At 52.6% G+C, this 23,747-nt stretch carries 22 protein-coding genes; 10 read left to right on the top strand and 12 right to left on the bottom strand.

Going from position 1 to position 23,747, the window contains the following annotated elements; translation table 11 throughout:
- The first annotated feature begins 176 nt into the window (after window positions 1–176).
- Window positions 177–572: a carnitine metabolism transcriptional regulator CaiF gene (gene caiF / locus OGX89_RS03520; RefSeq protein ID WP_003829705.1), complete on the top strand. Its 396-nt coding sequence runs from the start codon at window positions 177–179 to the stop codon at window positions 570–572.
- Window positions 573–648: 76 nt separating this feature from the next.
- Here caiF and caiE read toward each other — a convergent pair whose 3' ends face one another.
- The 6 genes from caiE to caiT all read right to left on the bottom strand — a co-directional run bounded on the left by caiE (window position 649) and on the right by caiT (window position 7,791).
- The gene (caiE, locus tag OGX89_RS03515; RefSeq protein ID WP_126956916.1) at window positions 649–1,245 is read right to left on the bottom strand and encodes a carnitine operon protein CaiE; all 597 of its coding nucleotides are present in this window, start codon (window positions 1,243–1,245) and stop codon (window positions 649–651) included.
- Window positions 1,246–1,300: 55 nt separating this feature from the next.
- A complete protein-coding gene (gene caiD, locus OGX89_RS03510; RefSeq protein WP_063941087.1) occupies window positions 1,301–2,086 on the bottom strand; it encodes a crotonobetainyl-CoA hydratase in 786 nt (261 codons plus the stop codon).
- Between the two features lie 54 nt (window positions 2,087–2,140).
- On the bottom strand, window positions 2,141–3,694 hold the full coding sequence (gene caiC / locus OGX89_RS03505; protein WP_063941088.1) for a crotonobetaine/carnitine-CoA ligase: 1,554 nt from the start codon (window positions 3,692–3,694) through the stop codon (window positions 2,141–2,143).
- 61 nt (window positions 3,695–3,755) lie between these two features.
- Window positions 3,756–4,973 carry an L-carnitine CoA-transferase gene (gene caiB / locus OGX89_RS03500; protein ID WP_126956952.1) on the bottom strand — a complete coding sequence of 406 codons (1,218 nt, stop codon included), beginning with the start codon at window positions 4,971–4,973 and terminating at the stop codon, window positions 3,756–3,758.
- Between the two features lie 123 nt (window positions 4,974–5,096).
- On the bottom strand, window positions 5,097–6,239 hold the full coding sequence (caiA, locus tag OGX89_RS03495) for a crotonobetainyl-CoA dehydrogenase (protein ID WP_003829698.1): 1,143 nt from the start codon (window positions 6,237–6,239) through the stop codon (window positions 5,097–5,099).
- Window positions 6,240–6,273: 34 nt separating this feature from the next.
- A complete protein-coding gene (caiT, locus tag OGX89_RS03490) occupies window positions 6,274–7,791 on the bottom strand; it encodes an L-carnitine/gamma-butyrobetaine antiporter (protein WP_003829695.1) in 1,518 nt (505 codons plus the stop codon).
- 480 nt (window positions 7,792–8,271) lie between these two features.
- Between caiT and OGX89_RS03485 the strand changes: the two genes are divergently transcribed.
- From OGX89_RS03485 to folA, 9 genes are all read left to right on the top strand, one after another.
- Entirely contained in the window at window positions 8,272–9,042 is a 771-nt protein-coding gene (locus OGX89_RS03485; protein WP_126956914.1) for an electron transfer flavoprotein FixA, read from the top strand.
- A 15-nt stretch (window positions 9,043–9,057) separates the two neighbouring features.
- Window positions 9,058–9,999, top strand: coding sequence for an electron transfer flavoprotein subunit alpha/FixB family protein (locus OGX89_RS03480; RefSeq protein WP_126956913.1), 942 nt, complete (start codon window positions 9,058–9,060; stop codon window positions 9,997–9,999).
- A 48-nt stretch (window positions 10,000–10,047) separates the two neighbouring features.
- Window positions 10,048–11,334 carry an FAD-dependent oxidoreductase gene (locus OGX89_RS03475; protein ID WP_126956912.1) on the top strand — a complete coding sequence of 429 codons (1,287 nt, stop codon included), beginning with the start codon at window positions 10,048–10,050 and terminating at the stop codon, window positions 11,332–11,334.
- A complete protein-coding gene (gene fixX, locus OGX89_RS03470) occupies window positions 11,331–11,618 on the top strand; it encodes a ferredoxin-like protein FixX (protein ID WP_000203736.1) in 288 nt (95 codons plus the stop codon). Before OGX89_RS03475 ends, fixX begins: the two co-directional genes overlap by 4 nt.
- A 147-nt stretch (window positions 11,619–11,765) precedes the next feature.
- Window positions 11,766–13,109 (top strand): MFS transporter, encoded by a 1,344-nt coding sequence (locus tag OGX89_RS03465; RefSeq protein WP_126956910.1) that lies wholly within the window; start codon window positions 11,766–11,768, stop codon window positions 13,107–13,109.
- A 91-nt stretch (window positions 13,110–13,200) separates the two neighbouring features.
- Window positions 13,201–13,434 carry a YgdI/YgdR family lipoprotein gene (locus OGX89_RS03460; protein ID WP_003018880.1) on the top strand — a complete coding sequence of 78 codons (234 nt, stop codon included), beginning with the start codon at window positions 13,201–13,203 and terminating at the stop codon, window positions 13,432–13,434.
- A gap of 211 nt (window positions 13,435–13,645) precedes the next feature.
- Window positions 13,646–14,176 (top strand): glutathione-regulated potassium-efflux system oxidoreductase KefF, encoded by a 531-nt coding sequence (kefF, locus tag OGX89_RS03455; RefSeq protein ID WP_003829618.1) that lies wholly within the window; start codon window positions 13,646–13,648, stop codon window positions 14,174–14,176.
- Complete coding sequence (gene kefC, locus OGX89_RS03450) at window positions 14,169–16,031, top strand: glutathione-regulated potassium-efflux system protein KefC (RefSeq protein WP_003829616.1); 1,863 nt, start codon at window positions 14,169–14,171, stop codon at window positions 16,029–16,031. The genes kefF and kefC overlap by 8 nt, the downstream gene beginning before the upstream one ends.
- Window positions 16,032–16,229: 198 nt before the next feature.
- Window positions 16,230–16,709: a type 3 dihydrofolate reductase gene (gene folA / locus OGX89_RS03445; RefSeq protein ID WP_003018873.1), complete on the top strand. Its 480-nt coding sequence runs from the start codon at window positions 16,230–16,232 to the stop codon at window positions 16,707–16,709.
- Between the two features lie 96 nt (window positions 16,710–16,805).
- Here folA and apaH read toward each other — a convergent pair whose 3' ends face one another.
- Genes apaH through lptD form a run of 6 tightly spaced genes read right to left on the bottom strand, consistent with a single transcriptional unit; the run spans window position 16,806 to window position 23,545 of the window.
- Window positions 16,806–17,654, bottom strand: coding sequence for a bis(5'-nucleosyl)-tetraphosphatase (symmetrical) ApaH (apaH, locus tag OGX89_RS03440; RefSeq protein WP_003829612.1), 849 nt, complete (start codon window positions 17,652–17,654; stop codon window positions 16,806–16,808).
- A 10-nt stretch (window positions 17,655–17,664) separates the two neighbouring features.
- The gene (apaG, locus tag OGX89_RS03435; protein ID WP_003018867.1) at window positions 17,665–18,042 is read right to left on the bottom strand and encodes a Co2+/Mg2+ efflux facilitator ApaG/CorD; all 378 of its coding nucleotides are present in this window, start codon (window positions 18,040–18,042) and stop codon (window positions 17,665–17,667) included.
- Between the two features lie 2 nt (window positions 18,043–18,044).
- On the bottom strand, window positions 18,045–18,866 hold the full coding sequence (rsmA, locus tag OGX89_RS03430; protein WP_003829609.1) for a 16S rRNA (adenine(1518)-N(6)/adenine(1519)-N(6))-dimethyltransferase RsmA: 822 nt from the start codon (window positions 18,864–18,866) through the stop codon (window positions 18,045–18,047).
- A complete protein-coding gene (gene pdxA, locus OGX89_RS03425) occupies window positions 18,859–19,851 on the bottom strand; it encodes a 4-hydroxythreonine-4-phosphate dehydrogenase PdxA (protein WP_126319277.1) in 993 nt (330 codons plus the stop codon). Before pdxA ends, rsmA begins: the two co-directional genes overlap by 8 nt.
- A complete protein-coding gene (surA, locus tag OGX89_RS03420; RefSeq protein WP_003829603.1) occupies window positions 19,851–21,137 on the bottom strand; it encodes a peptidylprolyl isomerase SurA in 1,287 nt (428 codons plus the stop codon). The genes pdxA and surA overlap by 1 nt, the downstream gene beginning before the upstream one ends.
- A 53-nt stretch (window positions 21,138–21,190) precedes the next feature.
- A complete protein-coding gene (lptD, locus tag OGX89_RS03415) occupies window positions 21,191–23,545 on the bottom strand; it encodes an LPS assembly protein LptD (RefSeq protein WP_126956908.1) in 2,355 nt (784 codons plus the stop codon).
- Window positions 23,546–23,747: the final 202 nt, after the last annotated feature.

Genomic DNA, 23,747 nt, shown 5'->3' with positions numbered 1-23,747 from the left:
CCTGGACAAGTCCGTTTCCGTAACCACATTTTCAATGTAATAAGCACGATATTGCTCACACTAATCAACATTCAAGTCGCATACTATCCTTTATATCCACAATTTTAATATGGCTTAGTTTTTATTAATTTGGACAGGCCGTAGCCAGATTTTTAATTTGTGAAAATGGTGTGCTTATGTGTGAAAAATATGTTGAAAGACCGCTTTATTTGTTAATTGCTGACTGGATGATGGCCGAGGATCGTTGGATCACCGCAAAGGAAATTTCCCGCCATTTTGATATCGAGCACTGCAAAGCAATTAATACGCTCTCTTATATTCTGTCGGAAGTGGGAGAAATTGTTTGTGAAGTTAAGATGATCCCTAATCAGATTGCCGGTCGGGGTTGTCAGTGCCAGCGTCTGGTGAAAGTCGTGAGTATTGACTCTCATCTCTACAGCCGACTGAATCACAATTTGCAGGAGAAAAAGGTGAGCATGGCGAAAACGCCACGCCTGTCTGCCGTTCCTCCAACAGAGCTCAACCGTGAGCAGAAATGGCAGATGATGCTCTCCAAGAGTATGCGTCGCTAATAATCAGTTTGCCTGATGGCGGCATAAACGGTGATTGACGCGTAGGCCGGATAAGCGTGAGCGCATCCGGCATCAATTACTGTGCTGATTTGGGTTTTACGTCCGTTGTGCCTTTCAGGCGTGGCCGGTTTTCTTCGACCCGCGTTAAGGGCAGTGTTTCGTGTAGACCTGTGTGGCAGCGGATTGCAAGATCCTGATACTCTTTGGTGTTTAGCCGTTTCCAGTGCAGTTCCTGGTCCGTGACTTCACGCAATACGCGAGCGGGTGAGCCAACCAGCATCTGCCTTGCCTCTCCCTGAAATCCGGCTTTGACAAAGCTCATGGCGGCGACAATGCTCTCTTCGCCAATCACTGCGCCGTCCATAATGACGCTGTTCATGCCGATCAGCGCATCTCTGCCCACCACGCAACCGTGCAGGATTGCGCCATGGCCGATGTGTCCGTTCTCATGCACAATGGTATCGGTGTCACAGTAGCCGTGCATGATGCAGCCATCCTGCAAATTAGAACCAGCCTCCAGGATCAAGCGACCATAGTCACCGCGCAATGACGCGTGGGGGCCAATATAAACTCCGGCACTCACTATGACATCGCCAATCAGCACGGCGCTGGGATGGACAAAGGCATCCGGATGTACCACCGGAATCAGGCCCTCAAAGGCGTAGTAGCTCATCGTTTTATCTCGGTTTTATTGCCGGATCAGCGAATCGCTATCCGGCATCGGCTCATTAACGACCTTTCCACACCGGGTCGCGTTTTTCGGCAAACGCCTGCGGACCTTCAAGCGCATCTTCCGAATGCAGTACAGATGGATAGTGCTTCAGCACGCCGCTGCGGATGTAGCGGTAGCCTTCTTCCACCGGCATTTCGCTGGTGGTGCGGTAAATCTCTTTCAGTGCGGCGATCGCGAGCGGGGCGCTATTCACCAACTGCTGCGCCAGTTCACGCGCGCTATCCATCAGTTCGCTCTGGCTGACAACGCGGTTGACGATGCCCCAGCGCAGCGCTTCTTCGGCGCTCATTCGTCTGCCGGTCATCACCATTTCGTTGACGATTGCCGGTGGCAGCAGCTTAGGCAGACGCAGTACGCCACCGCTGTCTGGCACGATCCCGAGCTTGGCTTCCGGTAGTGCGAAGCTGGCGTTATCCGCGCAGACGATAAAATCCGCTGCCAGCGCCAATTCAAAACCACCGCCAAACGCATAGCCGTTTACCGCAGCGATGACCGGTTTATCGAGGTCGAAAATTTCGGTTAAACCGGCAAAGCCACCTGGGCCAAAATCGGCATCCGGCGCTTCACCTTCAGCCGCCGCTTTTAAGTCCCAGCCCGCAGAAAAGAATTTCTCACCGCCGCCGGTGATAATCGCTACGCGTAATTCCGGGTCGTCACGAAAATTAAGAAACGCTTCACCCATGGCAAAGCTGGTTTTGGCGTCAATGGCATTGGCTTTAGGTCGGTCGAGGGTAATTTCCAGGATCGGGCCGTTACGGGTCAGATGTAATGATTCACTCATAGTTCATCTCCAGATAAATAGATTTCCCGGCAGGAGGAGTTCCTGTCGGAAGGGTTATTTCAGATTTTTTTTGATTATTTTTCCTGAACAATTGCGCGGCAGGTCGGCTCTTATCTCCATAAAAGAGGGAACCTTGAATTTCGCCATATTGTTTTCGCAGAAGCTGAAGAACTCGGCTTCGCTTAATGTTTCACCTTCATTAAGGACGATAAACGCTTTAATGGCTTCATCACGGATTGAATCTTTAATACCGACAACCACAATGTCCTGAATTTTCGGATGCGCAGAAATAATATTTTCCAACTCGACGCAGGAGACATTTTCCCCGCCGCGTTTAATCATGTTGCAGCGTCTGTCGACGAAATAAAAATAGCCATCCTCATCCTGATAGCCCGAATCACCGGTATGTAACCAGCCCCCGGGCTCCAGCGCTTTGGCGGTAGCCTCCGGCTGCGCGTAGTACTCTTTGAAGATGGTTTTGCCCGGCACGCCTTTAATACAGATTTCGCCAATTTCTCCGGCGGGCAGGGGACGGTTGTGATCGTCACGGATTTCGGCTTCATAGCTAAATCCCACGCGGCCAATGGAGGGCCAGCGTCGTTTGTCTCCGGGACGGTCGCCGATAATACCGACGATGGTTTCAGTCATACCGTAGGAGGTCAGCAGCCTGACGCCAAAGCGTTCGGTAAAATCGTCTTTTTCCTGCTCGGATAAATTGAGATAGAACATCACTTCGCGCAGGTGATGCTGTTTGTCGGTTGGTGCAGCGGGCTGCACCATTAGCGTTCTGATCATCATCGGAATGCATTCGGTAACTGTCGCCTTATATCTATGCACCTGATTCCAGAACGCCCTGGCACTGTACTTCTCTAGCAGCACAAAGGTGCTGCCTGCGGAGAATGCGGGCATTGCGGCGGTACACTGACAGTCGATATGAAAAGCGGGCATCACCGTCATGTAGACGTCATCATTACGCAGAGCAATTTGCCAGGCAGAGTAATAGCCCGCAAAACGCAGGTTGTAGTGGGTAATTACCACCCCTTTAGGTCGAGAGGTGGTGCCTGAGGTAAACAGAATTTCCGCCGTATCGTCAGTGGATAACGCAGGTGTATAGCACAGCGTGGCGGACTGGCGGGATTGCAGTTGGGTAAAGTGACTCACGCCGTCGTCAGCCGGAAGCTGTTCGCCAATCAGACAGATATGATTAAGCGGGGTGCTATTTTCCAGCCGTATCTGGCGGTACATAGGATAAAACTGGGCGCTGGTGACCAGCAGACTTACCTGGCTGTTTTGCAGGATCCAGGCACTTTCTTCACCCAGCAAGCGGGCATTAATCGGTACCATGATGGCGCCAATTTTTGCCAGCCCAAACCAGCAAAAAATGAATTCCGGACAGTTATCCAGATGCAATGCGACCTTATCGCTCTTGCGGATCCCTAAGGAATGGAACAGGTTTGCGGTGCGGTTAATCTCTTCATTGAGCGAGGCATAGCTAAACTGCCGAACGACTCCTTCGCAGGATTCGAAAATTAACGCCGTTTTATCTCCGTACACCCCGGCCAGGTCGTCCCACATCTGACGTAAGTTTTGTCCGCCAACGATATCCATATTGCTTTATCCACTGAAATCAGGCGTGAGCGCTAACCATCGAGGGGTCAGCGCGTCGCGTTTATTCCTCAACTCTGGCCAGGCCTTTGCCGACCAGCTCATTTATGTCTGCTTCGCTATAACCAATATTTTTCAGAATGGCGGCAGTATCCATGCCATGTGACGGCATGCCGCGCCAGATTTTCCCCGGGTTGTTTTTAAATTTCGGCATGATGTTTGGCCCTTTGCAGGTGCGGCCATCCATTGTTTGCCACTGAGTAATAGATTCACGGGCAACGTACTGCGGGTTGCTTTCCAGTTCAGGAATAGTCAGCACCTTCGCGCAGGCGATGTTCAGCTCAGCAAAGCGCGCCTGGACTTCGGCGATGGTGTGCGTTGCCAGCCAGGCGTCCAGTTTCTCTTCCACGAGCGGGCCGTAAGGGCATTCCACACGATGAATAAGCTGGGTGCCCTCCGGTACTTCCGGTGTGCCAAGAATGTGGGCGAGGCCAATATCCTTGAAGCATTCGTTGATTTGCGTGATGCCGACCAGCTCCATGACGATATAGCCATCGGCGCATTTATACAGGCCGCAGCCAGCGTAATATGGGTCTTTGCCTTTGGACATGCGTGGGCAAATTTCGCCGCCGTTGAAGTAATCCATCATGAAATACTGACCCATGCGCAGCATCACTTCGTACATAGCGATATCGATGCTTTCACCTTTACCCGTTTCGCGCACTTTGTGCAGGGCTGCCAGCGCTGCTGTCGTTGCGGTCATCCCGGAGAAGTAATCGGCGGTGTACGGGAAGGCGGGCATTGGCTGATCCACGTCGCCGTTTTGGATCAGATAGCCGCTGAACGCCTGTGCGATGGTGTTATACGCCGGAAGATTGGTGTACTCCTCGGTTCCAAACTGGCCGAAGCCGGAAAGGTGGGCGATAACCAGTTTCGGGTTATGTTCCCACAGCACTTCATCGGTAATACCGCGGCGGGCAAAGGCTGGGCCTTTACTGGCTTCAATGAAAATATCGGTGGTTTCCATCAGCTTCAGAAACGCTTCCCGGCCTTCATCTTTGAAAATATTCAGCGACAGGGCGTGCAGGTTACGGCGTGAGAGCTGCGGGTAGTTAGGCTGCACGCGGATGGTATCGGCCCATGCGACGTTTTCAATCCAGATAACCTCGGCGCCCCATTCGGCGAACATCTGTCCGGCGAAAGGACCGGCAATTTCGATCCCTGAAAAGACAACGCGTACCCCGGAAAGCGGGCCGAAGGCTGGCATTGGTAAATGATTCATCATTTTTCTCCTGGCATTTATGGGTGTCCATGTAGGCCGGATAAGGCGCTCGCGCCGCCATCCGGCATTGAGTGCCTGATGGCGACGCTAAGGCGTCTTATCAGGCCTACAGGTTGCGTCGTTCTATCGGTATTGCTTGAGTACCGCACGACCCAACGTCAGGATCTGCATTTCGTCAGAACCACCAGAAACACGGTCAACGCGCAGGTCACGCCAGAAACGCGTGATGCGGTGGTTGCCCGCGATACCAACACCTCCCAATACCTGCATGGCGGTGTCTACCACCTCGAACGCGGCGTTGGCGCAGAAGTATTTACACATTGCCGCGTCACCCGAAGTAATGGTGCCGTTATCCGCTTTCCATGCGGCTTCCAGCAGCATGTTTTTCATGGAATTCAGTTTGATCGCCATGAGCGCGAACTTCTCCTGGATCAGCTGGAAACGGCCGATCGTTTCGCCAAACTGTACGCGTTGGTTGGCGTAACGCGCGGCGTCTTCAAAAGCGCACATTGCCGTACCGTAGTTGGTCAGCGCGACGAGGAAGCGTTCATGGTCAAACTCTTCTTTCACACGGTTGAAACCATTCCCTTCCCGACCGAACATGTCTTTCTCGTCCAGTTCAACGTCGTCAAAGGTGATTTCACAGCAGCTATCCATGCGCAGACCGAGTTTCTCCAGTTTGTTGACCTTGATACCCGCCTTGCTCATGTCAACAAACCACTCGGTATAAACAGGTTTATCCGGCGATGCACCATCTCTCGCCATCACCACGATGTACGGGGTATAGGCGCTACTGGTGATAAAGCACTTACTGCCATTAAGATAAACCTTACCATCTTTGCGTGTATAAGTGGTTTTCAGACTGCCAACATCCGATCCCGCTCCCGGTTCGGTGATAGCAGAGTTCCACATCTGCTTACCGGTCCCCTGGAACGCCATGATTTTATCAATTTGCTCTTGGGTACCTTCACGCAGAAAAGTGTTAAAACCGCCTGGTAATTGGTACAACACGTAAGTCGGTGCACCAAGACGTCCGAGTTCCATCCAAACAGCGGCAACGGTGACAAAACCGGCTTCAAGTCCGCCATGTTCTTCCGGGATCAACAGGCTATCGATGCCCATATCCGCCAGCGCTTTTACAAAACGCTCAGGGTAGACGCTGTCGCGATCGCACTCGGCAAAATAAGCTTCCCAGTTCTCACTGGCCATCAGTTCACGAATACCGGCGACAAACAGTTCCTGCTCGTCATTTAAGTTGAAATCCATCTTTCAGCCTCTTGATCAATTGGGTTAATAAGAATTACTTGTCTTTCCAGTGCACTTTGGCGTCTTTAATAAAGGACAGCGTCACCATGATGTTGACGAAGAACAGCGGACATCCCCCGGCGATAATTGCGGTCTGAATGGGCTTCAGCCCACCCAGCGCCAGCAGAACGATGCCGATGACGCCGACCAGAACGGACCAACCGATACGCACCAACAGCGGCGGTTCTTCACCATCACGAACTTCGCGACAGGTGGACATCGCCAGGGTGTAGGAGCAGGCGTTAATCAGCGTGACGGTGGCAATAAAGCAGAGGATAAAGAATCCCCACATGGTGGCGGTGCTGAGCGGTAAAGCAGCCCAGGTTTCGATAATGGCGCGCGCCACGCCGTGTTGTTCAATTAGCTGCGGGATGTTGAGAATGTTTTTATCCATCAGCAGCAGCGTGTTGCTGCCAAGGACGGTCCACAGGATCCAGGTGGAAGCGGTCAGGCCCAGTACCATCCCGAAACACAGTTCACGTACGGTACGACCGCGAGAAATACGTGCCAGGAAGATACTCATCTGGATAGCGTAAATAACCCACCACGCCCAGTAGAAAACAGTCCAGCCCTGCGGGAAGCCGCCTTTGCCGATGGCATCGGTATAGAACAGCATGCGCGGCAGATGCATCAGCAGCATGCCGACCGAGTCGGTGAAGTAGTTCATGATGAAGCTGGCGCCACTGACGATAAACACCCAGCCGAGCATCAGGAAGCTTAGATAACTACGTACGTCGCTGGCGATCTTGACCCCTTTTTGCAGGCCGCAGGCCACGCAAATGGCATTCAATATGATCCAGCAGGTAATGATGATGGCGTCGAGTTGCAGCGTATGCGGAATACCGAACAGCCATTGCATACACTCGGTTACCAGCGGGGTAGCGAGACCGAGGCTGGTGCCCATCGCGAAGATCAGCGCCACCAGATAGAAGTTATCGACGATGGTGCCGAACAAGCCCTTAGCATGCTTCTCGCCAACTAACGGCACCAGTGTGGAACTGGGGCGGATAACGTCCATTTTGCGTACAAAGAAGAAGTAGGCGAACGCGACTGAAAGGAAGCTGTAGGTTGCCCACGGCAGCGGTCCCCAGTGGAACAAGCTGTACGCCAGAGCTATCTCTTTTGCGCCAACGGAGTTGGGGGCGAGAGCAAAAGGCGGGGTAGAGATATAATAGTAGATCTCGATGGAACCCCAGAACAGCACCGCGGCGGATGTACAGGAAGCGAACATCATAAAAATCCAGCTGGCGGTACTAAACTCGGGTTTTTCGTCGCCTAATTTCTTTTTCGAATATGGGCCAAAGACCAACCAGAACCAACCGAAGAGCATGACGACCATATACCATTCGAATGCCCAACCCCAGACGTTGGTGACATAACTGAATACCGCATTAATAACGACGTTAGCGGCATCAAGATCTCTTACTGTTAGCCAACAAAGTATCCCAACAATTATTAATGGCGGAAAAAAAACCTTCGGTTCAATTCCCGACTTTCTCTTTTCATTTTTCATAAGTGAATTCCAGTGTGAAAACGAAATTTATTTAGCGTGCCCGTATGTGATTGTTTGTTTATTTGTTATTAATGATTTGTTGATAACTTTTTAACCTCTGGGGCGCCTCAGTGAGTAACTCATAATGGGTATTCACTTCCGGCTATTCTGTTATCTGTGTCACACTTTTTTATGCTGGTTATTTTGTCTGAAAATCCAAATAATTCTTTTATTAATCATAATGTTAATGTTGATTTTTTAACTTTTTTAAGTGACTGGCGTTCAATATTGTTGAACCAGCAAACAATATTGAAAATTTTCGTAATTGACATGTTTCTTTCAATATTGGTGAGGTGCATAACACTATTGAAAGTTACGAATATCAATGTGTGACATTTTCAATATTGGTGATTAATGTTTTATTTCCGAATTAAAGAGCGTGATATCTGTATTTAACACCGCCGATATAAATACGTTTCCTTCATGATTTCTGGAGATGCAATGAAGATAATTACTTGCTACAAATGCGTACCTGATGAGCAGGATATTGCGATTAATAATGCTGATGGAACACTCGATTTCAGCAAAGCAGATGGCAAAATCAGCCAATATGATCTGAATGCGATCGAAGCGGCTTGCCAGTTAAAACAGCAGGTGGGAGAGGCTCAGGTTGTGGCCATGAGCGTCGGCGGCAAAGCGCTGGCCAATGCAAAAGGGCGCAAAGATGTGCTCTCCCGTGGCCCTGATGAACTGATTGTTGTCATTGACGATCAATTTGAACAGGCGCTGCCGCAACAAACCGCCACTGCGCTGGCTGCCGCCGCACAAAAATCAGGTTTTGATCTGCTTATTTGCGGCGACGGTTCTTCCGATCTTTATGCTCAGCAGGTTGGTCTGCTGGTGGGCGAAATGCTGAACGTGCCGGCGATTAACGGCGTGAGTAAAATCCTCTCTCTTACCGACAGCACGCTGACGGTAGAGCGTGAACTGGAAGATGAAGTTGAAACCCTGAGTATCCCGCTTCCTGCGGTGATCGCGGTCTCTACCGACATCAACACCCCTCAAATCCCTTCCATGAAAGCCATTCTTGGCGCGGCGAAAAAACCGGTTCAGGTCTGGTCGTCTGCGGACATTGGGATGAACGGCGCGCAAGCGTATTCCGAACAACAGGTTGCCGCACCGAAGCAGCGCGAGCGTCAGCGCGTTGTGATTGAAGGTGACGGTGAAGAACAGATTGCTGCGTTTGTCGAGAATCTTCGCAAAATCATTTAATTATCAGGGGATGTTATGAACAAATTTTCCAGTGTCTGGGTATTCAGCGATACCCCTTCTCGTCTGCCGGAACTGATGAATGGTGCGCAGGCTTTAGGTGAAAACGTTAACACGTTTGTGCTCAGTGATGAGGACAGCGCGGCGGCATGCCATTTAGGGGCGGATCATGTCTGGCTGCTCAGCGGCAAACCAGAAGACCGTATGGTTGAAGACTACGCCGATGCGATGGCCGAAACCATTCGTCAGCACAGCGAGGGCGGCGCGGTGCTGCTGCCGAATACGCGTCGGGGCAAGCTGTTAGCGGCAAAGCTGGGCTTTCGCTTGTCGGCTGCGGTTTCAAACGACGCCAGCGCAGTCGAAGTACAGGACGGAAAAGCGGCGGTCAAACATATGGTCTACGGCGGCCTGGCGATGGGAGCAGAAACAATCGCTTCACCGTTTGCTGTGATCACACTCAGCAGTGGAACGTTTGACGCGCAGCAACCGGATACCGCTCGCAGCTGCGAGGTGCACACCGTCCAGTGGCAGACTCCGGCTATCGCCGTGACCCGTACGGCCACTCAGGCGCGTCAGAGCAATAGCGTTGATCTCGACAAAGCCCGTCTGGTGGTCAGCGTGGGGCGCGGTATCGGTAGCAAAGAAAATATCTCGCTGGCCGAAGCGCTGTGCCAGGCGATTGGCGCTGAGCTGGCCTGTTCCCGTCCAGTGGCGGAAAACGAGAAGTGGATGGAGCACGAACGCTACGTCGGCATTTCCAACCTGATGCTCAAACCAGAACTGTACCTGGCCGTGGGGATCTCCGGACAGATCCAACATATGGTCGGCGCCAACGGCGCGCAGACGATTTTCGCCATCAACAAAGATAAAAATGCGCCGATCTTCCAGTACGCAGATTTTGGCATCGTTGGCGATGCGCTGAAGATCCTGCCTGCGCTGACGGCGGCTCTGGCGCGTTAAACCAATCGGGCAGGGTGCGAAAGTATCCTGCCACTGACAGGAGTACGTATGTCCGAAGATATCTTTGATGCCATCATCGTGGGTGCAGGTCTGGCCGGTTCGGTTGCGGCGCTGGTGCTGGCTCGGGAAGGTGCACAGGTGCTGGTCATCGAGCGCGGCAATTCTGCTGGCGCGAAGAATGTCACCGGTGGGCGCATGTATGCGCATAGCCTGGAGCGCATCATTCCCGGTTTTGCTGAGCAGGCCCCCATTGAACGCATAATCACCCACGAAAAACTCGCCTTTATGACCGACAAAGGGGCGATGACCATCGACTATTGCAATGGTGAAGAGGCCGCATCGTCGCAGGTTTCTTATTCCGTCTTACGCAGCAAATTTGACGCCTGGCTGATGGAGCAGGCCGAGGAGGCGGGAGCCCAGCTTATCACCGGTATTCGCGTGGATAACGTTGTGCAGCGAGAAGGCAAAGTCGTGGGCGTGGAAGCCGACGGCGATATTCTGGAAGCCAAAGTGGTGATCCTCGCTGACGGGGTGAATTCTTTGTTGGCAGAAAAACTGGGCATGGCCAGGCGCGTTGAGGCATCACATGTTGCCGTTGGCGTAAAAGAGCTGATCGAATTGCCGAAATCGGTAATTGAAGATCGTTTCCAGTTACAGGGGAACGAAGGCGCAGCCTGCCTGTTTGCCGGTTCACCGACCGATGGTCTGATGGGCGGGGGCTTCCTCTATACGAATGAAACGACCCTTTCTCTGGGGCTGGTCTGCGGGCTTCATCATCTGAAAGATGCTAAAAAATCGGTCCCGCAAATGCTGGAAGATTTCAAACAGCATCCAGCGGTTGCCCCACTTATCGCCGGTGGCAAGCTGGTGGAATATGCCGCGCACGTCGTACCGGAGGCCGGTATGAATATGCAGCCTGAACTGGTGGGTGACGGAGTACTGATTGCCGGTGATGCTGCCGGAATGTGTATGAACCTCGGCTTTACTATCCGCGGTATGGATCTCGCCATATCCGCAGGCGAAGCGGCGGCGAAAACGGTGCTTTCCGCGATGAAGCGCGACGACTTCAGCAAGCAGTCGCTGGGCGAATACCGTCAGCATCTCGATGATGGTCCAATGCGCGATATGCGCATGTATCAGAAGCTTCCTGCTTTCCTTGATAACCCACGCATGTTTACCGCCTATCCCGAAATGGCGGTCGGTATCGCGCGCGACCTGTTCACCGTGGATGGTTCCGCTCCGGTGCCAATGCGCAAAAAAATCCTGCGTCATGCGAAGAAAGTGGGCTTCATCAACCTGATGAAAGATGGCCTGAAAGGAGTGACCGTATTATGACATCTCCCGTCAATGTGGACGTCAAACTGGGCGTCAATAAGTTCAATGTGGATGAAGACAGCCCGCACATCATTCTCAAAACCGATCCTGATAAACAGGCGCTGGAAGTACTGATTAAGGCTTGTCCAGCCGGACTGTATAAAAAACAGGACGACGGCAGCGTCCGTTTTGATTACGCCGGATGCCTGGAGTGCGGAACGTGCCGCATTCTCGGACTTGATACAGCGCTCGAAAAGTGGGAATACCCGCGCGGGACATTTGGCGTGGAGTTTCGCTACGGCTAATAAGTATGAGGTTGTGCACCCGTAGGTCGGATAAGACGCGGTAGCGTCGCCATCCGGCAATCATGTGGCGCCAATGCCGGATGGCGGCGTAAACGCCTTATCCGGCCTACAGATGACGCTTTGCCCGTGTTGAAACAGGAAGTCGCTATGCAGCAGCCCAGGAACTTTGATGACATCAAATTTACCTCTATTCACCGCCGGATAATGCTGTGGGGAAGCGGTGGGCCATTTCTGGATGGTTATGTGCTGGTGATGATTGGCGTGGCGCTGGAACAGCTCACGCCAGCGTTGAAACTGGACGCACAGTGGATTGGTCTGCTGGGGGCCGGCACGCTCGCCGGTCTGTTTGTGGGGACGTCGCTGTTTGGCTACATTTCCGATAAGGTCGGGCGGCGAAAAATGTTCATCATCGATATTATCGCCATTGGCGTGATATCGGCGGCAACCATGTTTGTTTCCTCACCCGTTGAACTGTTGGTGATGCGTGTGCTGATCGGCATTGTGATTGGTGCCGATTATCCAATTGCTACATCGATGATTACCGAGTTCTCCAATACCCGCCAGCGCGCTTTCTCCATCGGTTTTATCGCCGCGATGTGGTATGTCGGCGCCACCTGTGCCGATCTGGTCGGTTACTGGCTGTATGATGTTGAGGGCGGATGGCGCTGGATGCTGGGCAGCGCGGTGATCCCCTGTATTTTGATCCTGATTGGGCGCTTTGATCTTCCTGAATCGCCGCGCTGGCTGCTGCGTAAAGGTCGGGTGAAAGAGTGTGAAGCGATGATGATCAAACTGTTCGGCGAACCGGTGGTGTTCGACGAAGATGCGCCGCAGGAGACGCGCTTCCTGCAGCTGTTTAACCGCCGTCATTTCCCGTTTGTCCTGTTTGTTGCCGCTATCTGGACCTGTCAGGTGATCCCGATGTTCGCCATTTATACCTTTGGTCCGCAGATTGTTGGACTGTTGGGGCTTGGTGCCGGGAAAAGCGCGGCGTTGGGCAATGTGGTGATAAGCCTGTGCTTTATGCTGGGGTGCATTCCACCCATGTTCTGGCTCAATAGCGCGGGCCGTCGGCCATTGTTAATTGGCAGCTTTATTATGATGACGTTGGCGCTAGCCGTGCTGGGGTTAATTCCTGATATGGGAGCGTGGCTGGTGGTGCTGGCGTTTGCCGTGTACGCCTTTTTCTCGGGGGGACCGGGAAATCTTCAGTGGCTGTACCCAAATGAACTGTTCCCTACCGACATTCGCGCATCTGCCGTCGGGGTGATTATGTCCTTAAGCCGCATTGGCACCATTGTTTCAACCTGGGCGCTGCCGGTGTTCATTACCAAATACGGGATCAGCAATGTCATGCTGATGGGCGCAGGAATTTCGCTGATTGGCCTGCTGGTGTCCATCGCTTTCGCCCCGGAAACGCGAGGTCTGACGCTGGCGCAAACCAGTCAAATGACGATTCGCAGTAAGCCCGTGACCAGGGCGAGTTATTAGGAGTGTTCTGTATTTTCCCTGCAACTCAGTCAGTTAGCCTACAGTTAACTGGGTATATCACTGAAAACAACTGAAAAGCAGGGAGAACACCATGCAAAAACATATCCTGATCACCTCAATTTTTACCGCAGCAGCACTATTTACCGTAGCCGGTTGTTCCTCAAACCAGGCGGTTAAAACCACCGATGGCAAAACAATCGTCACTGACGGCAAACCGCAAGTCGATGATGATACTGGCCTGGTGTCGTATAAAAATGCGCAAACGGGTAAGACGGAACAGATTAACCGCGATCAGGTTAAGGATATGAGTGAGCTGGACAACTAATATACACTTCATCCTTCAAGTTGCCTCAGTGTTGGCTGCGCTCATTCACCCCAGTCACTTACTTTAGTAAGCTTCTGGGGATTCATTCCCTTGCCGCCTTGATGCAACATGAATGATTTTGTGTATAGGCCTCAATAATATTGGCTGTTAGCCTGTGGATTAACTGACTAAACTCACTGTTATTACAATAATGCAGTGAAACAGGCTAATCATGATCCTCATCATTTATGCGCATCCCTATCCGCAGCACTCGCATGCGAATAAGCGGATGCTTGAACAGGCAAGGACGCTGGAGGGCGTGGAGATCCGCTCGCTCTACCAGCTCTACCCCGACTTCAATATCGATATTGCCGCTGAACAGGATGCGCTGGCACGCGCTGATTTGATCATCTGGCAGCATCCGATGCAGTGGTACAGCACACCTCCATTACTCAAGCTGTGGATGGATAAAGTCCTTTCGCACGGCTGGGCGTATGGCCATGGCGGTACTGCGCTGCACGGTAAACATCTGCTGTGGGCGGTGACGACCGGCGGCGGTGAAAACCACTTCGATATTGGCTCCCATCCCGGATTTGATGTGCTTTCTCAACCCTTACAGGCGACGGCACTTTATTGTGGCCTCAAATGGCTACCGCCGTTTGCGATGCACTGTACGTTTATCTGTGATGATGAAACCCTGCAAGCGCAGGCGCGTCACTACAAACAGCGTCTGATGGAATGGCAGGAGGCACACCATGGATAGCCATACGCTGATACAGGCGCTGATTTATCTCGGATCGGCGGCACTAATTGTCCCCATCGCCGTACGGCTGGGACTCGGGTCTGTACTGGGGTATCTTATCGCCGGGTGCATTATCGGCCCATGGGGCCTGAGGCTGGTAACGGACGCCGAATCCATCCTGCATTTTGCGGAGATCGGTGTGGTGCTGATGCTGTTTGTTATCGGCCTTGAACTGGATCCGCAACGTTTGTGGAAACTGCGAGCCTCGGTGTTCGGCGGCGGCGCATTGCAAATGGTGGTTTGCGGAGGCCTGATTGGTGTGTTCTGTATGTTCCTCGGTCTGCGCTGGCAGGTAGCGGAGCTGATCGGCATGACACTGGCGCTTTCCTCTACGGCTATCGCTATGCAGGCAATGAATGAACGCAACCTGATGGTTTCGCAAATGGGTCGCAGCGCCTTTGCCGTGCTGCTGTTCCAGGATATCGCTGCTATTCCACTGGTGGCGATGATCCCATTACTGGCAGCGAGTGGCGCATCAACAACGCTTGGGGCGTTTGCATTGTCTGCCCTTAAGGTAGCGGGCGCACTGGTGCTGGTGGTGCTGTTAGGTCGTTATGTCACACGTCCTGCCTTGCGTTTTGTCGCCCGTTCGGGCCTGCGGGAAGTGTTCAGTGCCGTTGCGCTGTTCCTCGTGTTTGGCTTCGGTCTGCTGTTGGAAGAGGTTGGATTGTCGATGGCGATGGGGGCATTCCTGGCTGGGGTGCTGCTGGCAAGCTCTGAGTATCGCCACGCGTTGGAAAGCGACATTGAACCATTTAAAGGACTGCTGCTGGGGCTGTTTTTCATTGGTGTAGGGATGTCTATCGACTTTGGTACGCTGATTGATAATCCCTTGCGCATTATCATTCTACTGGTCGGTTTCCTGGTTATCAAAACCGTCATGCTGTGGTTGATAGCGAAACCGTTGCAGGTGCCGAACAAGCAGCGTCGCTGGTTTGCCGTATTATTAGGGCAGGGCAGTGAGTTTGCCTTTGTGGTGTTTGGCGCGGCGCAAATGGCAAATGTGCTCGATCCTGACTGGGCGAAATCGCTGACGCTGGCGGTGGCGTTGTCGATGGCGGCTACGCCGATTTTGCTGGTGATTTTGACGCGTCTGGAAAAATCGGCGACTGAGGAAGAGCGGGAAGCCGATGAAATCGATGAGGAACAACCTAGGGTGATCATCGCCGGGTTTGGGCGATTTGGCCAGATAACCGGTCGTTTGCTGTTGTCGAGCGGGGTCAAAATGGTGGTTCTTGATCATGACCCGGACCATATCGAAACGCTGCGTAAATTCGGGATGAAGGTTTTCTATGGCGACGCGACCCGGATGGATCTGCTGGAGTCTGCCGGGGCGGCGAAAGCTGAAGTCATTATTAATGCCATTGACGATCCGCAAACCAGTCTGCAATTAACCGAAATGGTTAAAGAGCATTTCCCGCATCTGCAAATTATTGCTCGTGCGCGCGACGTGGATCATTACATCCGCCTGCGCCAGGCGGGCGTGGATATGCCGGAACGTGAAACCTTTGAAGGTGCATTGAAGACCGGACGTCTGGCGCTGGAAGGTCTCGGGCTTGGGCGCTATGAGGCACGTGAGCGGGCTGACGTATTCCGCCGATTCAATACCATGATGGTAGAGGAGATGGTGAAAGGGGAAAATGACGCGACTTCCCGCGCGGCCGTTTATAAACGCACCAGCGCAATGCTGAGTGAAATTATTGCGGAAGATCGTCAGCACTTATCGTTAATTCAACGCCATGGCTGGCAAGGCACGGATGAAGGTAAGCATACGGGCGACGTCGCCGATGAGCCGGAAGTGAAACCGTCAGCATAGGGTAAAAAATGTGATGTTCTGCAAACTTTACTGCTAATTGACTGTTTTTGAACTACTGTAATGCTGGCGTACCACCTTAAATAGGTCGGTTCGCCAGCAGAACGGAAAATTTTCCTGTTCATCCTCTTTCCGCCAGTCGACGAAAGATTGCGCTTTCCGTATAGTGGCGACAATTTTTTTGTATCCGGGAAATATTCAATGATCAGTCTGATTGCGGCGTTAGCGGTAGATCGCGTCATCGGTATGGAGAACGCCATGCCGTGGAACCTCCCTGCCGATCTCGCCTGGTTTAAACGTAATACCTTAAACAAGCCGGTTGTCATGGGACGCCACACCTGGGAATCCATCGGGCGACCGTTACCTGGGCGTAAAAATATCGTCATCAGCAGTAAGCCAGGCACCGACGATCGCGTGCAGTGGGTGAAGTCTGTGGATGAAGCAATTGCGGCCTGCGGCGATGAACCTGAAATTATGGTAATTGGCGGTGGGCGTGTGTATGAGCAGTTCCTGCCAAAAGCGCAGAAACTGTATCTGACGCACATTGATGCGGAAGTGGAAGGGGATACGCATTTCCCGGACTACGAACCGGATGACTGGGAGTCGGTGTTCAGTGAATTCCACGATGCCGACGCGCAAAACTCTCACAGCTACTGCTTCGAGATTCTGGAACGTCGTTAATACTGTAAGTGCCGGATGGCGGCGAAACGCCTTATCCGGCCTACTTTTGTGCCAGATGTAGGCCTGATAAGCGTAGCGCCATCAGGCATAAACCTATCAGGCGTTGACCGCTTCGCCAGGATCCAGATTCAGATGGCGATTTGACGGCTGCACGAAGTACTGTTTGTCTTCCCAGCGCAGACAGGTGAGATCGCCTCCCCAGCAACACCCCGTATCCAGCGCGTAAATGCCTTCTGGCGTGCCTTTACCCTCCAGCGATGCCCAGTGCCCGAATGCAATGCTGTACGCTTCACTGACAGGTCCAGGAATGGCAAACCACGGCTTCAGCGGGGCAGGTGCGTCTTCTGGTGACTCTTTGCTGTACATATCCAACTGACCGTTAGGGAAGCAGTAACGCATGCGGGTAAAGGCGTTGGTAATAAAACGCAGGCGCGCCAGCCCGGTCAGTTCCGGGGTCCAGTTATTGGGCATGTCGCCGTACATCGCATCAAGGAAGAAGGGATACGAATCGCTCGACAGCACGGCTTCAACATCGCGAGCACAGTCTTTTGCCGTCTGCAGGTCCCACTGTGGGGTGATACCGGCATGCGCCATTACCAGCTTCTTCTCTTCGTCTACCTGCAACAGCGGTTGACGGCGGAGCCAGTTAAGTAATTCGTCGGCATCCGGTGCTTCGAGCAGCGATGTGACCCTGTCTTTAGGTTTATTACGACTGATACCGGCGAATACGGCCAGCAGGTGTAAATCGTGATTACCCAATACTAACCGCACGCTGTCGCCCAGTGATTTCACGTAGCGCAAAACGTCCAGCGAGCCCGGTCCACGAGCGACCAGATCGCCGGTGAGCCATAGGGTGTCTTTTTCGGAATTAAAGTCTACCTGATGCAGCAAGGCTACCAGTTCATCGTAACAACCGTGAACGTCGCCAATAAGGTATGTCGCCATAGTTATTGTTTTAATGAATGAGTGTTGGAACGGCGAGTCGGAATACGGGAATATCGATGGTAAAGGCGATGCCTTGTTCATCGATCATTTCGTAATGACCCTGCATGGTGCCCAGCGGTGTTTCAATCACCGCACCGCTGGTGTACTGGTACTCTTCGCCGGGTTCGATGTGGGGCTGGACGCCAACCACGCCTTCACCCTGAACTTCGGTTTCGCGGCCATGACCATTAGTGATCAACCAATAACGCCCCAACAGCTGCACAGGCGCTCGCCCCAAATTGCGGATAGTTACGGTGTAAGCAAAAACGTAACGTTCATCATCAGGTGAGGATTGCGCCTCAATGTAGACGCTTTGTACCTGAATGCACACTCGGGGCGAATTGATCATGTTTAACTCTCCTTCGATGGCGCGTTTTCTGACAGATAGTTAGCCATCCGGCAGTATTGCGCGACAGAGATATTTTCCGCTCGCATCGCCGGATCAATGCCCAGCTCTGTCAGTACTTCAACGCTAAATAGGTTGCCGAGACTGTTACGTACCGTTTTACGGCGCTGATTAAACGCTTCGGTGGTAATACGGCTCAGCACACGAACATCTTTAACCGGGTACGGCATCGTCGTATGAGGGACCAGACGCACAACGGCTGAATCAACTTTAGGCGCTGGCGTAAATGCGGAAGGCGGTACTTCAAGTACCGGGATCACATTGCAGTAATACTGCGCCATGACGCTTAATCGACCATACGCTTTACTGTTTGGCCCTGCAACCAGACGATTCACCACCTCTTTTTGCAACATGAAATGCATGTCGGCAATGGCATCAGTATAGGAAAAAAGATGGAACATGAGCGGCGTGGAGATGTTGTACGGCAGGTTGCCGAATACGCGCAGCGGCTGTCCCATCGTTTGTGCCAGTTCGCCGAAGTTCATGGTCATGGCATCTTGCTGATAAATCGTCAGCTTAGGCCCTAAAAACGGGTGTGTCTGTAGGCGTGCTGCCAGATCGCGGTCGAGTTCAATGACCGTGAGCTTGTCCAGACGTTCGCCTACTGGTTCGGTCAATGCCGCCAGGCCCGGGCCGATTTCGACCATAGCCTGACCTTTCTGCGGGTTGATAGCAGAGACAATACTTTCGATCACAAACTGATCGTTGAGGAAGTTCTGCCCGAAACGTTTACGGGCTAAATGGCCCTGATGGACTCGATTATTCATTGGTATTAACAATCATTTTGATGGCGAGATTAAGCGCCGTAATAAAACTGCCGACATCTGCTTGTCCACGGCCCGCGAGTTCAAGTGCGGTGCCGTGATCGACGGATGTGCGAATAAAGGGCAGGCCCAGCGTGATATTCACACCGCGACCAAATCCCTGGTATTTTAGCACGGGGAGACCCTGATCGTGGTACATTGCCAGCACGGCATCCGCGTGGTCGAGATATTTGGGCTGAAACAGCGTATCTGCGGGCAGCGGACCGTTTAATTTCATTCCCTGCGCACGCAGTTCATCGAGTACCGGAATGATGGTATCTATCTCTTCCGTTCCCATATGACCGCCTTCACCAGCATGCGGGTTAAGACCACACACCAGAATATGCGGATCGGCAATGCCGAACTTGGTGCGTAAATCATGATGCAAAATGCCGATCACTTCCTGAAGCAGGGCGGGCGTAATGGCGTCGGCAACGGCTCTGAGCGGCAAATGCGTGGTTGCCAGGGCAACGCGCAGCTCTTCGGTCGCCAGCATCATAACAACTTTCTTTGCCTGTGAGCGCTCTTCAAAAAACTCGGTATGTCCGGTAAACGGGACGCCAGCGTCATTGATAACGCCCTTGTGAACCGGGCCGGTGATCAGCGCCGCAAACTCACCTTGCAGACAACCATCGCAGGCGCGAGCCAGCGTATCCACCACATATTGCCCGTTTTCTACCGCCAACTGACCCGCGACAACAGGTGCCCGCAGCGCAATCGGTAACAGCGTCAATGTGCCTGCTGATTGCGGTTTGGCTGGGGTATCTGGAGAGTATGGGAGGAGTGAAAGCGGTAAACCGAGCATCGCTGCCCGGTCATTGAGGAGTGCTGCATCCGCACAGACAACAAGTTCTACAGGCCACTCGCGCTGGGCGAGTTGAACCACCAGGTCCGGGCCAATCCCGGCGGGTTCGCCGGGAGTGATAACAACGCGTTGAGCACGAGTCATTAGTTGCTCAGAACTTTAACGTAAGCGCTGGCGCGCTGTTCCTGCATCCAGGTTGCTGCTTCTTCCGAGAATTTACGGTTCATCAGCATACGGTAAGCTCTGTCTTTCTGCGCTGCGTCAGTTTTATCAACGTTACGCGTATCCAGCAGTTCGATCAGATGCCAACCGAAAGAGGAGTGCACCGGGGCGCTCATCTGGCCTTTGTTAAGTTTGGTCAGCGCATCGCGGAAAGCAGGGTCGAAAATATCCGCTGCAGCCCAGCCCAGATCGCCGCCCTGGTTGGCAGAGCCTGGATCCTGAGAAAACTCTTTAGCGGCTGCCGCGAAGGTAGTTTTACCGCTCTTAATATCTGCCGCGATTTGTTCCAGCTTCAGACGCGCCTGCTGATCGGTCATGATCGGCGACGGCTTAAGCAGAATGTGGCGAGCATGAACTTCAGTCACGGAGATGCTCTGGCTTTGGCCACGCATATCGTTGACTTTCAGGATGTGGAAGCCGACACCGGAACGAATTGGGCCAATGATATCGCCTTTTTTCGCAGTGCTTAACGCCTGGGCAAAGATACCCGGCAGCTCCTGAATACGTCCCCAACCCATCTGACCGCCTTTCAGCGCCTGCTGGTCAGCGGAATAAGTAATAGCCAGTTTTCCGAAATCACTACCGTTACGCGCTTCATCAACAACAGAGCGCGCCTGGCTTTCAGCTGCGTTAACCTGGTCGGACGTTGGGTTTTCTGGTAATGGGATCAGAATGTGGCTCAGGTTCAGCTCGGTGCTGGCATCGTTTTGGTTGCCTACCTGCTGCGCCAGGGCATCCACTTCCTGAGGCAGGATAGTGACGCGACGGCGAACTTCGTTGTTACGCACTTCAGAGATGGTCATCTCTTTGCGGATCTGGCTACGATAGGTTGAATAGCTTAAGCCATCCTGTGCCAGACGGCTGCGCATCTGATCCAGCGTCATGTTGTTCTGCTTGGCGATGTTGGCAATAGCCTGATCCAACTGCTCGTCAGAGATTTTCACCCCCATCTTCTGACCCATTTGCAGGAGGATTTGATCCATGATCAAACGTTCCAGGATCTGATGACGCAGCGTGGCGTCATCCGGTAATTGCTGACCTGCCTGACCTGCATTCAGTTTTACTGACTGCATTAAGCCATCGACGTCGCTTTCCAGAACGACGCCGTTATTGACGACGGCTGCGACTTTATCGACTACCTGTGGGGCAGCGAAACTGGTATTCGCGATCATGGCGATACCGAGAAGCAGCGTTTTCCAGTTCTTCATACTTTTTCCATTTCAATTAACCGCAATGCGGATTACGTTGTAAATCAATCAGATCATAAAGCGCTTTGATACGGCAAAATGTTCGAACGTAACATTTGAGTCGTGCCGAGACCGTAGTTTGAGCTCAGGCCGCGGAGTTCGATATTAAAGCCGATCGTGTTGTCATAAATCGCGTGCTGCATTTTGTCATCCCAACCGTTCAGCTTACGCTCGTAGCCAAAGCGAATGGCGTAACAGCAGGAGTTGTACTGTAAGCCCAACATTGAATCTGCTTCTTTGTTCACGTTGGTATCGAAGTAGTAAGCACCAACAATCGACCAACGATCGGCGATCGGGAAGCTTGCCACTGCGCCCACCTGCGAAATCCCGTTTTCATACTGGGCGTTAGTTACATCACGTGAAGGTACAGCGGCCTTAATATACTCTGGGCTGGCATAACGGTAGTTCAACTGCAGCATACGGTTTTCGTCGCGTCGGTATTCGATACTGCTATTGCTGGTTGCGATGCTATCCAGACGCGTGTCGTACTGGATCCCACTGCGTAAACCCCAACGATCGGAGATGCGCCAGTAGGTATCGCCCGCCCATACCAGTGAACCTGTTTTGTCGTCATTCTCCCATTCTGTATGGTCATCGCCAGTGCGTGACTCGGTGAAATAGTAGATTTGACCCACAGAAATATTAAAACGTTCAACGGCCGCGTCATCATAAACGCGAGATGTGACCCCGGTCGTTACCTGGTTGGCAGAAGCGATACGGTCCAGACCACTATAGGTGCGGTCACGGAACAGGCCGCTGTAGTCAGATTGCAGCAGTGAGGAGTCATAGTTATTGATATGACTTTGGTTGCGATACGGGACGTACAGGTACTGCGCGCGCGGCTCCAGCGTCTGGGTATAACCCGGCGCCAGCATTTGCATGTCACGCTCGAATACCATCTTGCCGTCGACTTTAAACTGCGGCATGACGCGGTTGGCGGAATCATCAAGCTTAGTGGCATTATTGGTGTTATACCAATCCAGGTTGGTCTGCTGGTAGTGCGTTGCCAGCAGCTTCGCTTCGGTATTGATACTGCCCCAGTTATTCGACAACGGCAGATTGATCGTCGGTTCAAGGTGAACACGCGTGGCTTCCGGCATGTAATCCTTGGTATTAACGAAATGCACCGCTTGCCCATAAATCCGGGTATCGAACGGACCGACGTCATTCTGATAGAAATTAACGTCTAGCTGTGGCTGAGCGGAGTAGCTACTGTTGTTCTGATCAGCAAAGACCTGGAACTGCTTGGTCGATACCGTGGCGTCAAAGTTCTGCACCGCGTATCCGACGCTGAATTTTTGCGTGGCGTAGCCATCGGTACTGGAACCGTACTTGTTGTCAAAGTCGTTAAAGTAGCTGGAGTCGCTGACCTTGGTGTAGTCGACGTTGAAACGCCACACCTGGTCCATCACCCCAGAGTGCTGCCAGTAGAACAGCCAGCGACGTGAATTGTCATCATTCGGATGTTCGTCCTCGTACACTTTATCGGAATTCAGATAGTCGAACTCCATCAAGCCCGCACCCGCCTGGGTGAGGTAGCGGAATTCGTTCTCCCACATGATCCCGCCGCGACGGTGCATATAGTGCGGCGTGATGGTGGCGTCCATATTGGGCGCAATGTTCCAGTAATACGGGAGGTAGAACTCAAAATAGTTATTGGTGGAATATTTTGCGTTCGGGATCAGGAAACCGGAACGGCGCTTATCGCCGACGGGTAACTGTAAATAAGGGCTATAAAAGACCGGAACCGGACCCAGTTTAAAACGGGCGTTCCAGATCTCTGCGACCTGTTCTTCACGGTCGTGGATAACTTCACTACCGACGACGCTCCAGGTATCGGAACCCGGCAGACAGGAGGTAAAGCTACCGTTTTCCAGAATGGTATAACGGTTTTCCCCACGCTGTTTCATCAGGTCAGCTTTCCCGCGCCCCTGACGGCCGACCATCTGGTAATCACCTTCCCAGATGTTGGTATCTTTGGTATTCAGATTAGACCAGCCCTTCGGTCCCTTCAGAATAACCTGATTGTCGTCATAATGGACATTGCCCAGCGCATCGACGGTACGAATTGGCTCCGGCTGGCCTTCAGCCTGCTTCTGATGAAGCTGCACTTCGTCGGCCTGCAGGCGGCTGTTACCCTGTGCGATATCCACGTTGCCGGTAAACACCGCGTCATCGGGATAATTCCCTTTTGCGTTGTCGGCATTGATGGTGACGGGTAACTCATTAGTCTCGCCCTGTACCAGAGGACGGTCATAGCTCGGCACGCCCAGCATACACTGTGAGGCGAGATCGGCTGCCAGGCCCTGATGGCTATAGAGGGCGCTGGCAATCATGGTGGCCAGAAGAGTGGGAATACGTTTTTTCATACGTTGTATTTATTGTTCCATCATCAGTAGCGTCGCGCGTGACAAACGGTCACAGCCTAACTTATCTCATCTTCACTTCGCTAGTATTAATCCTGCCCATTTTATACCTGCCACCTTTCAAGCTGCATCTTCGTTGTCTTCCTCGTTCACCCCAGTCACTTACATGGGTAAGCTCCAGGGGACTCACTACGTTGCCGCCTTG

It is taken from the genome of Citrobacter sp. Cpo103 (assembly GCF_030332605.1).
Lineage (GTDB): Bacteria > Pseudomonadota > Gammaproteobacteria > Enterobacterales > Enterobacteriaceae > Citrobacter > Citrobacter portucalensis.
Note: the sequence above shows the minus strand (reverse complement) of the source record. Positions and strands in the feature narration are given on the sequence as shown.

What these genes read in the sequence shown, in the direction of transcription:
- caiE (WP_126956916.1), bottom strand. Translation starts at nt 1,245, where the DNA reads ATGAGCTACTACGCCTTTGAGGGCCTGATTCCGGTGGTACATCCGGAT.
- kefF (WP_003829618.1), top strand. Translation starts at nt 13,646, where the DNA reads ATGATCCTCATCATTTATGCGCATCCCTATCCGCAGCACTCGCATGCG.
- folA (WP_003018873.1), top strand. Translation starts at nt 16,230, where the DNA reads ATGATCAGTCTGATTGCGGCGTTAGCGGTAGATCGCGTCATCGGTATG.
- rsmA (WP_003829609.1), bottom strand. Translation starts at nt 18,866, where the DNA reads ATGAATAATCGAGTCCATCAGGGCCATTTAGCCCGTAAACGTTTCGGG.
- caiB (WP_126956952.1), bottom strand. Translation starts at nt 4,973, where the DNA reads ATGAATCATTTACCAATGCCAGCCTTCGGCCCGCTTTCCGGGGTACGC.
- caiF (WP_003829705.1), top strand. Translation starts at nt 177, where the DNA reads ATGTGTGAAAAATATGTTGAAAGACCGCTTTATTTGTTAATTGCTGAC.
- OGX89_RS03485 (WP_126956914.1), top strand. Translation starts at nt 8,272, where the DNA reads ATGAAGATAATTACTTGCTACAAATGCGTACCTGATGAGCAGGATATT.
- caiC (WP_063941088.1), bottom strand. Translation starts at nt 3,694, where the DNA reads ATGGATATCGTTGGCGGACAAAACTTACGTCAGATGTGGGACGACCTG.
- apaG (WP_003018867.1), bottom strand. Translation starts at nt 18,042, where the DNA reads ATGATCAATTCGCCCCGAGTGTGCATTCAGGTACAAAGCGTCTACATT.
- OGX89_RS03480 (WP_126956913.1), top strand. Translation starts at nt 9,058, where the DNA reads ATGAACAAATTTTCCAGTGTCTGGGTATTCAGCGATACCCCTTCTCGT.
- OGX89_RS03460 (WP_003018880.1), top strand. Translation starts at nt 13,201, where the DNA reads ATGCAAAAACATATCCTGATCACCTCAATTTTTACCGCAGCAGCACTA.
- caiD (WP_063941087.1), bottom strand. Translation starts at nt 2,086, where the DNA reads ATGAGTGAATCATTACATCTGACCCGTAACGGCCCGATCCTGGAAATT.
- lptD (WP_126956908.1), bottom strand. Translation starts at nt 23,545, where the DNA reads ATGAAAAAACGTATTCCCACTCTTCTGGCCACCATGATTGCCAGCGCC.
- OGX89_RS03475 (WP_126956912.1), top strand. Translation starts at nt 10,048, where the DNA reads ATGTCCGAAGATATCTTTGATGCCATCATCGTGGGTGCAGGTCTGGCC.
- surA (WP_003829603.1), bottom strand. Translation starts at nt 21,137, where the DNA reads ATGAAGAACTGGAAAACGCTGCTTCTCGGTATCGCCATGATCGCGAAT.
- pdxA (WP_126319277.1), bottom strand. Translation starts at nt 19,851, where the DNA reads ATGACTCGTGCTCAACGCGTTGTTATCACTCCCGGCGAACCCGCCGGG.
- fixX (WP_000203736.1), top strand. Translation starts at nt 11,331, where the DNA reads ATGACATCTCCCGTCAATGTGGACGTCAAACTGGGCGTCAATAAGTTC.
- kefC (WP_003829616.1), top strand. Translation starts at nt 14,169, where the DNA reads ATGGATAGCCATACGCTGATACAGGCGCTGATTTATCTCGGATCGGCG.
- caiA (WP_003829698.1), bottom strand. Translation starts at nt 6,239, where the DNA reads ATGGATTTCAACTTAAATGACGAGCAGGAACTGTTTGTCGCCGGTATT.
- OGX89_RS03465 (WP_126956910.1), top strand. Translation starts at nt 11,766, where the DNA reads ATGCAGCAGCCCAGGAACTTTGATGACATCAAATTTACCTCTATTCAC.
- apaH (WP_003829612.1), bottom strand. Translation starts at nt 17,654, where the DNA reads ATGGCGACATACCTTATTGGCGACGTTCACGGTTGTTACGATGAACTG.
- caiT (WP_003829695.1), bottom strand. Translation starts at nt 7,791, where the DNA reads ATGAAAAATGAAAAGAGAAAGTCGGGAATTGAACCGAAGGTTTTTTTT.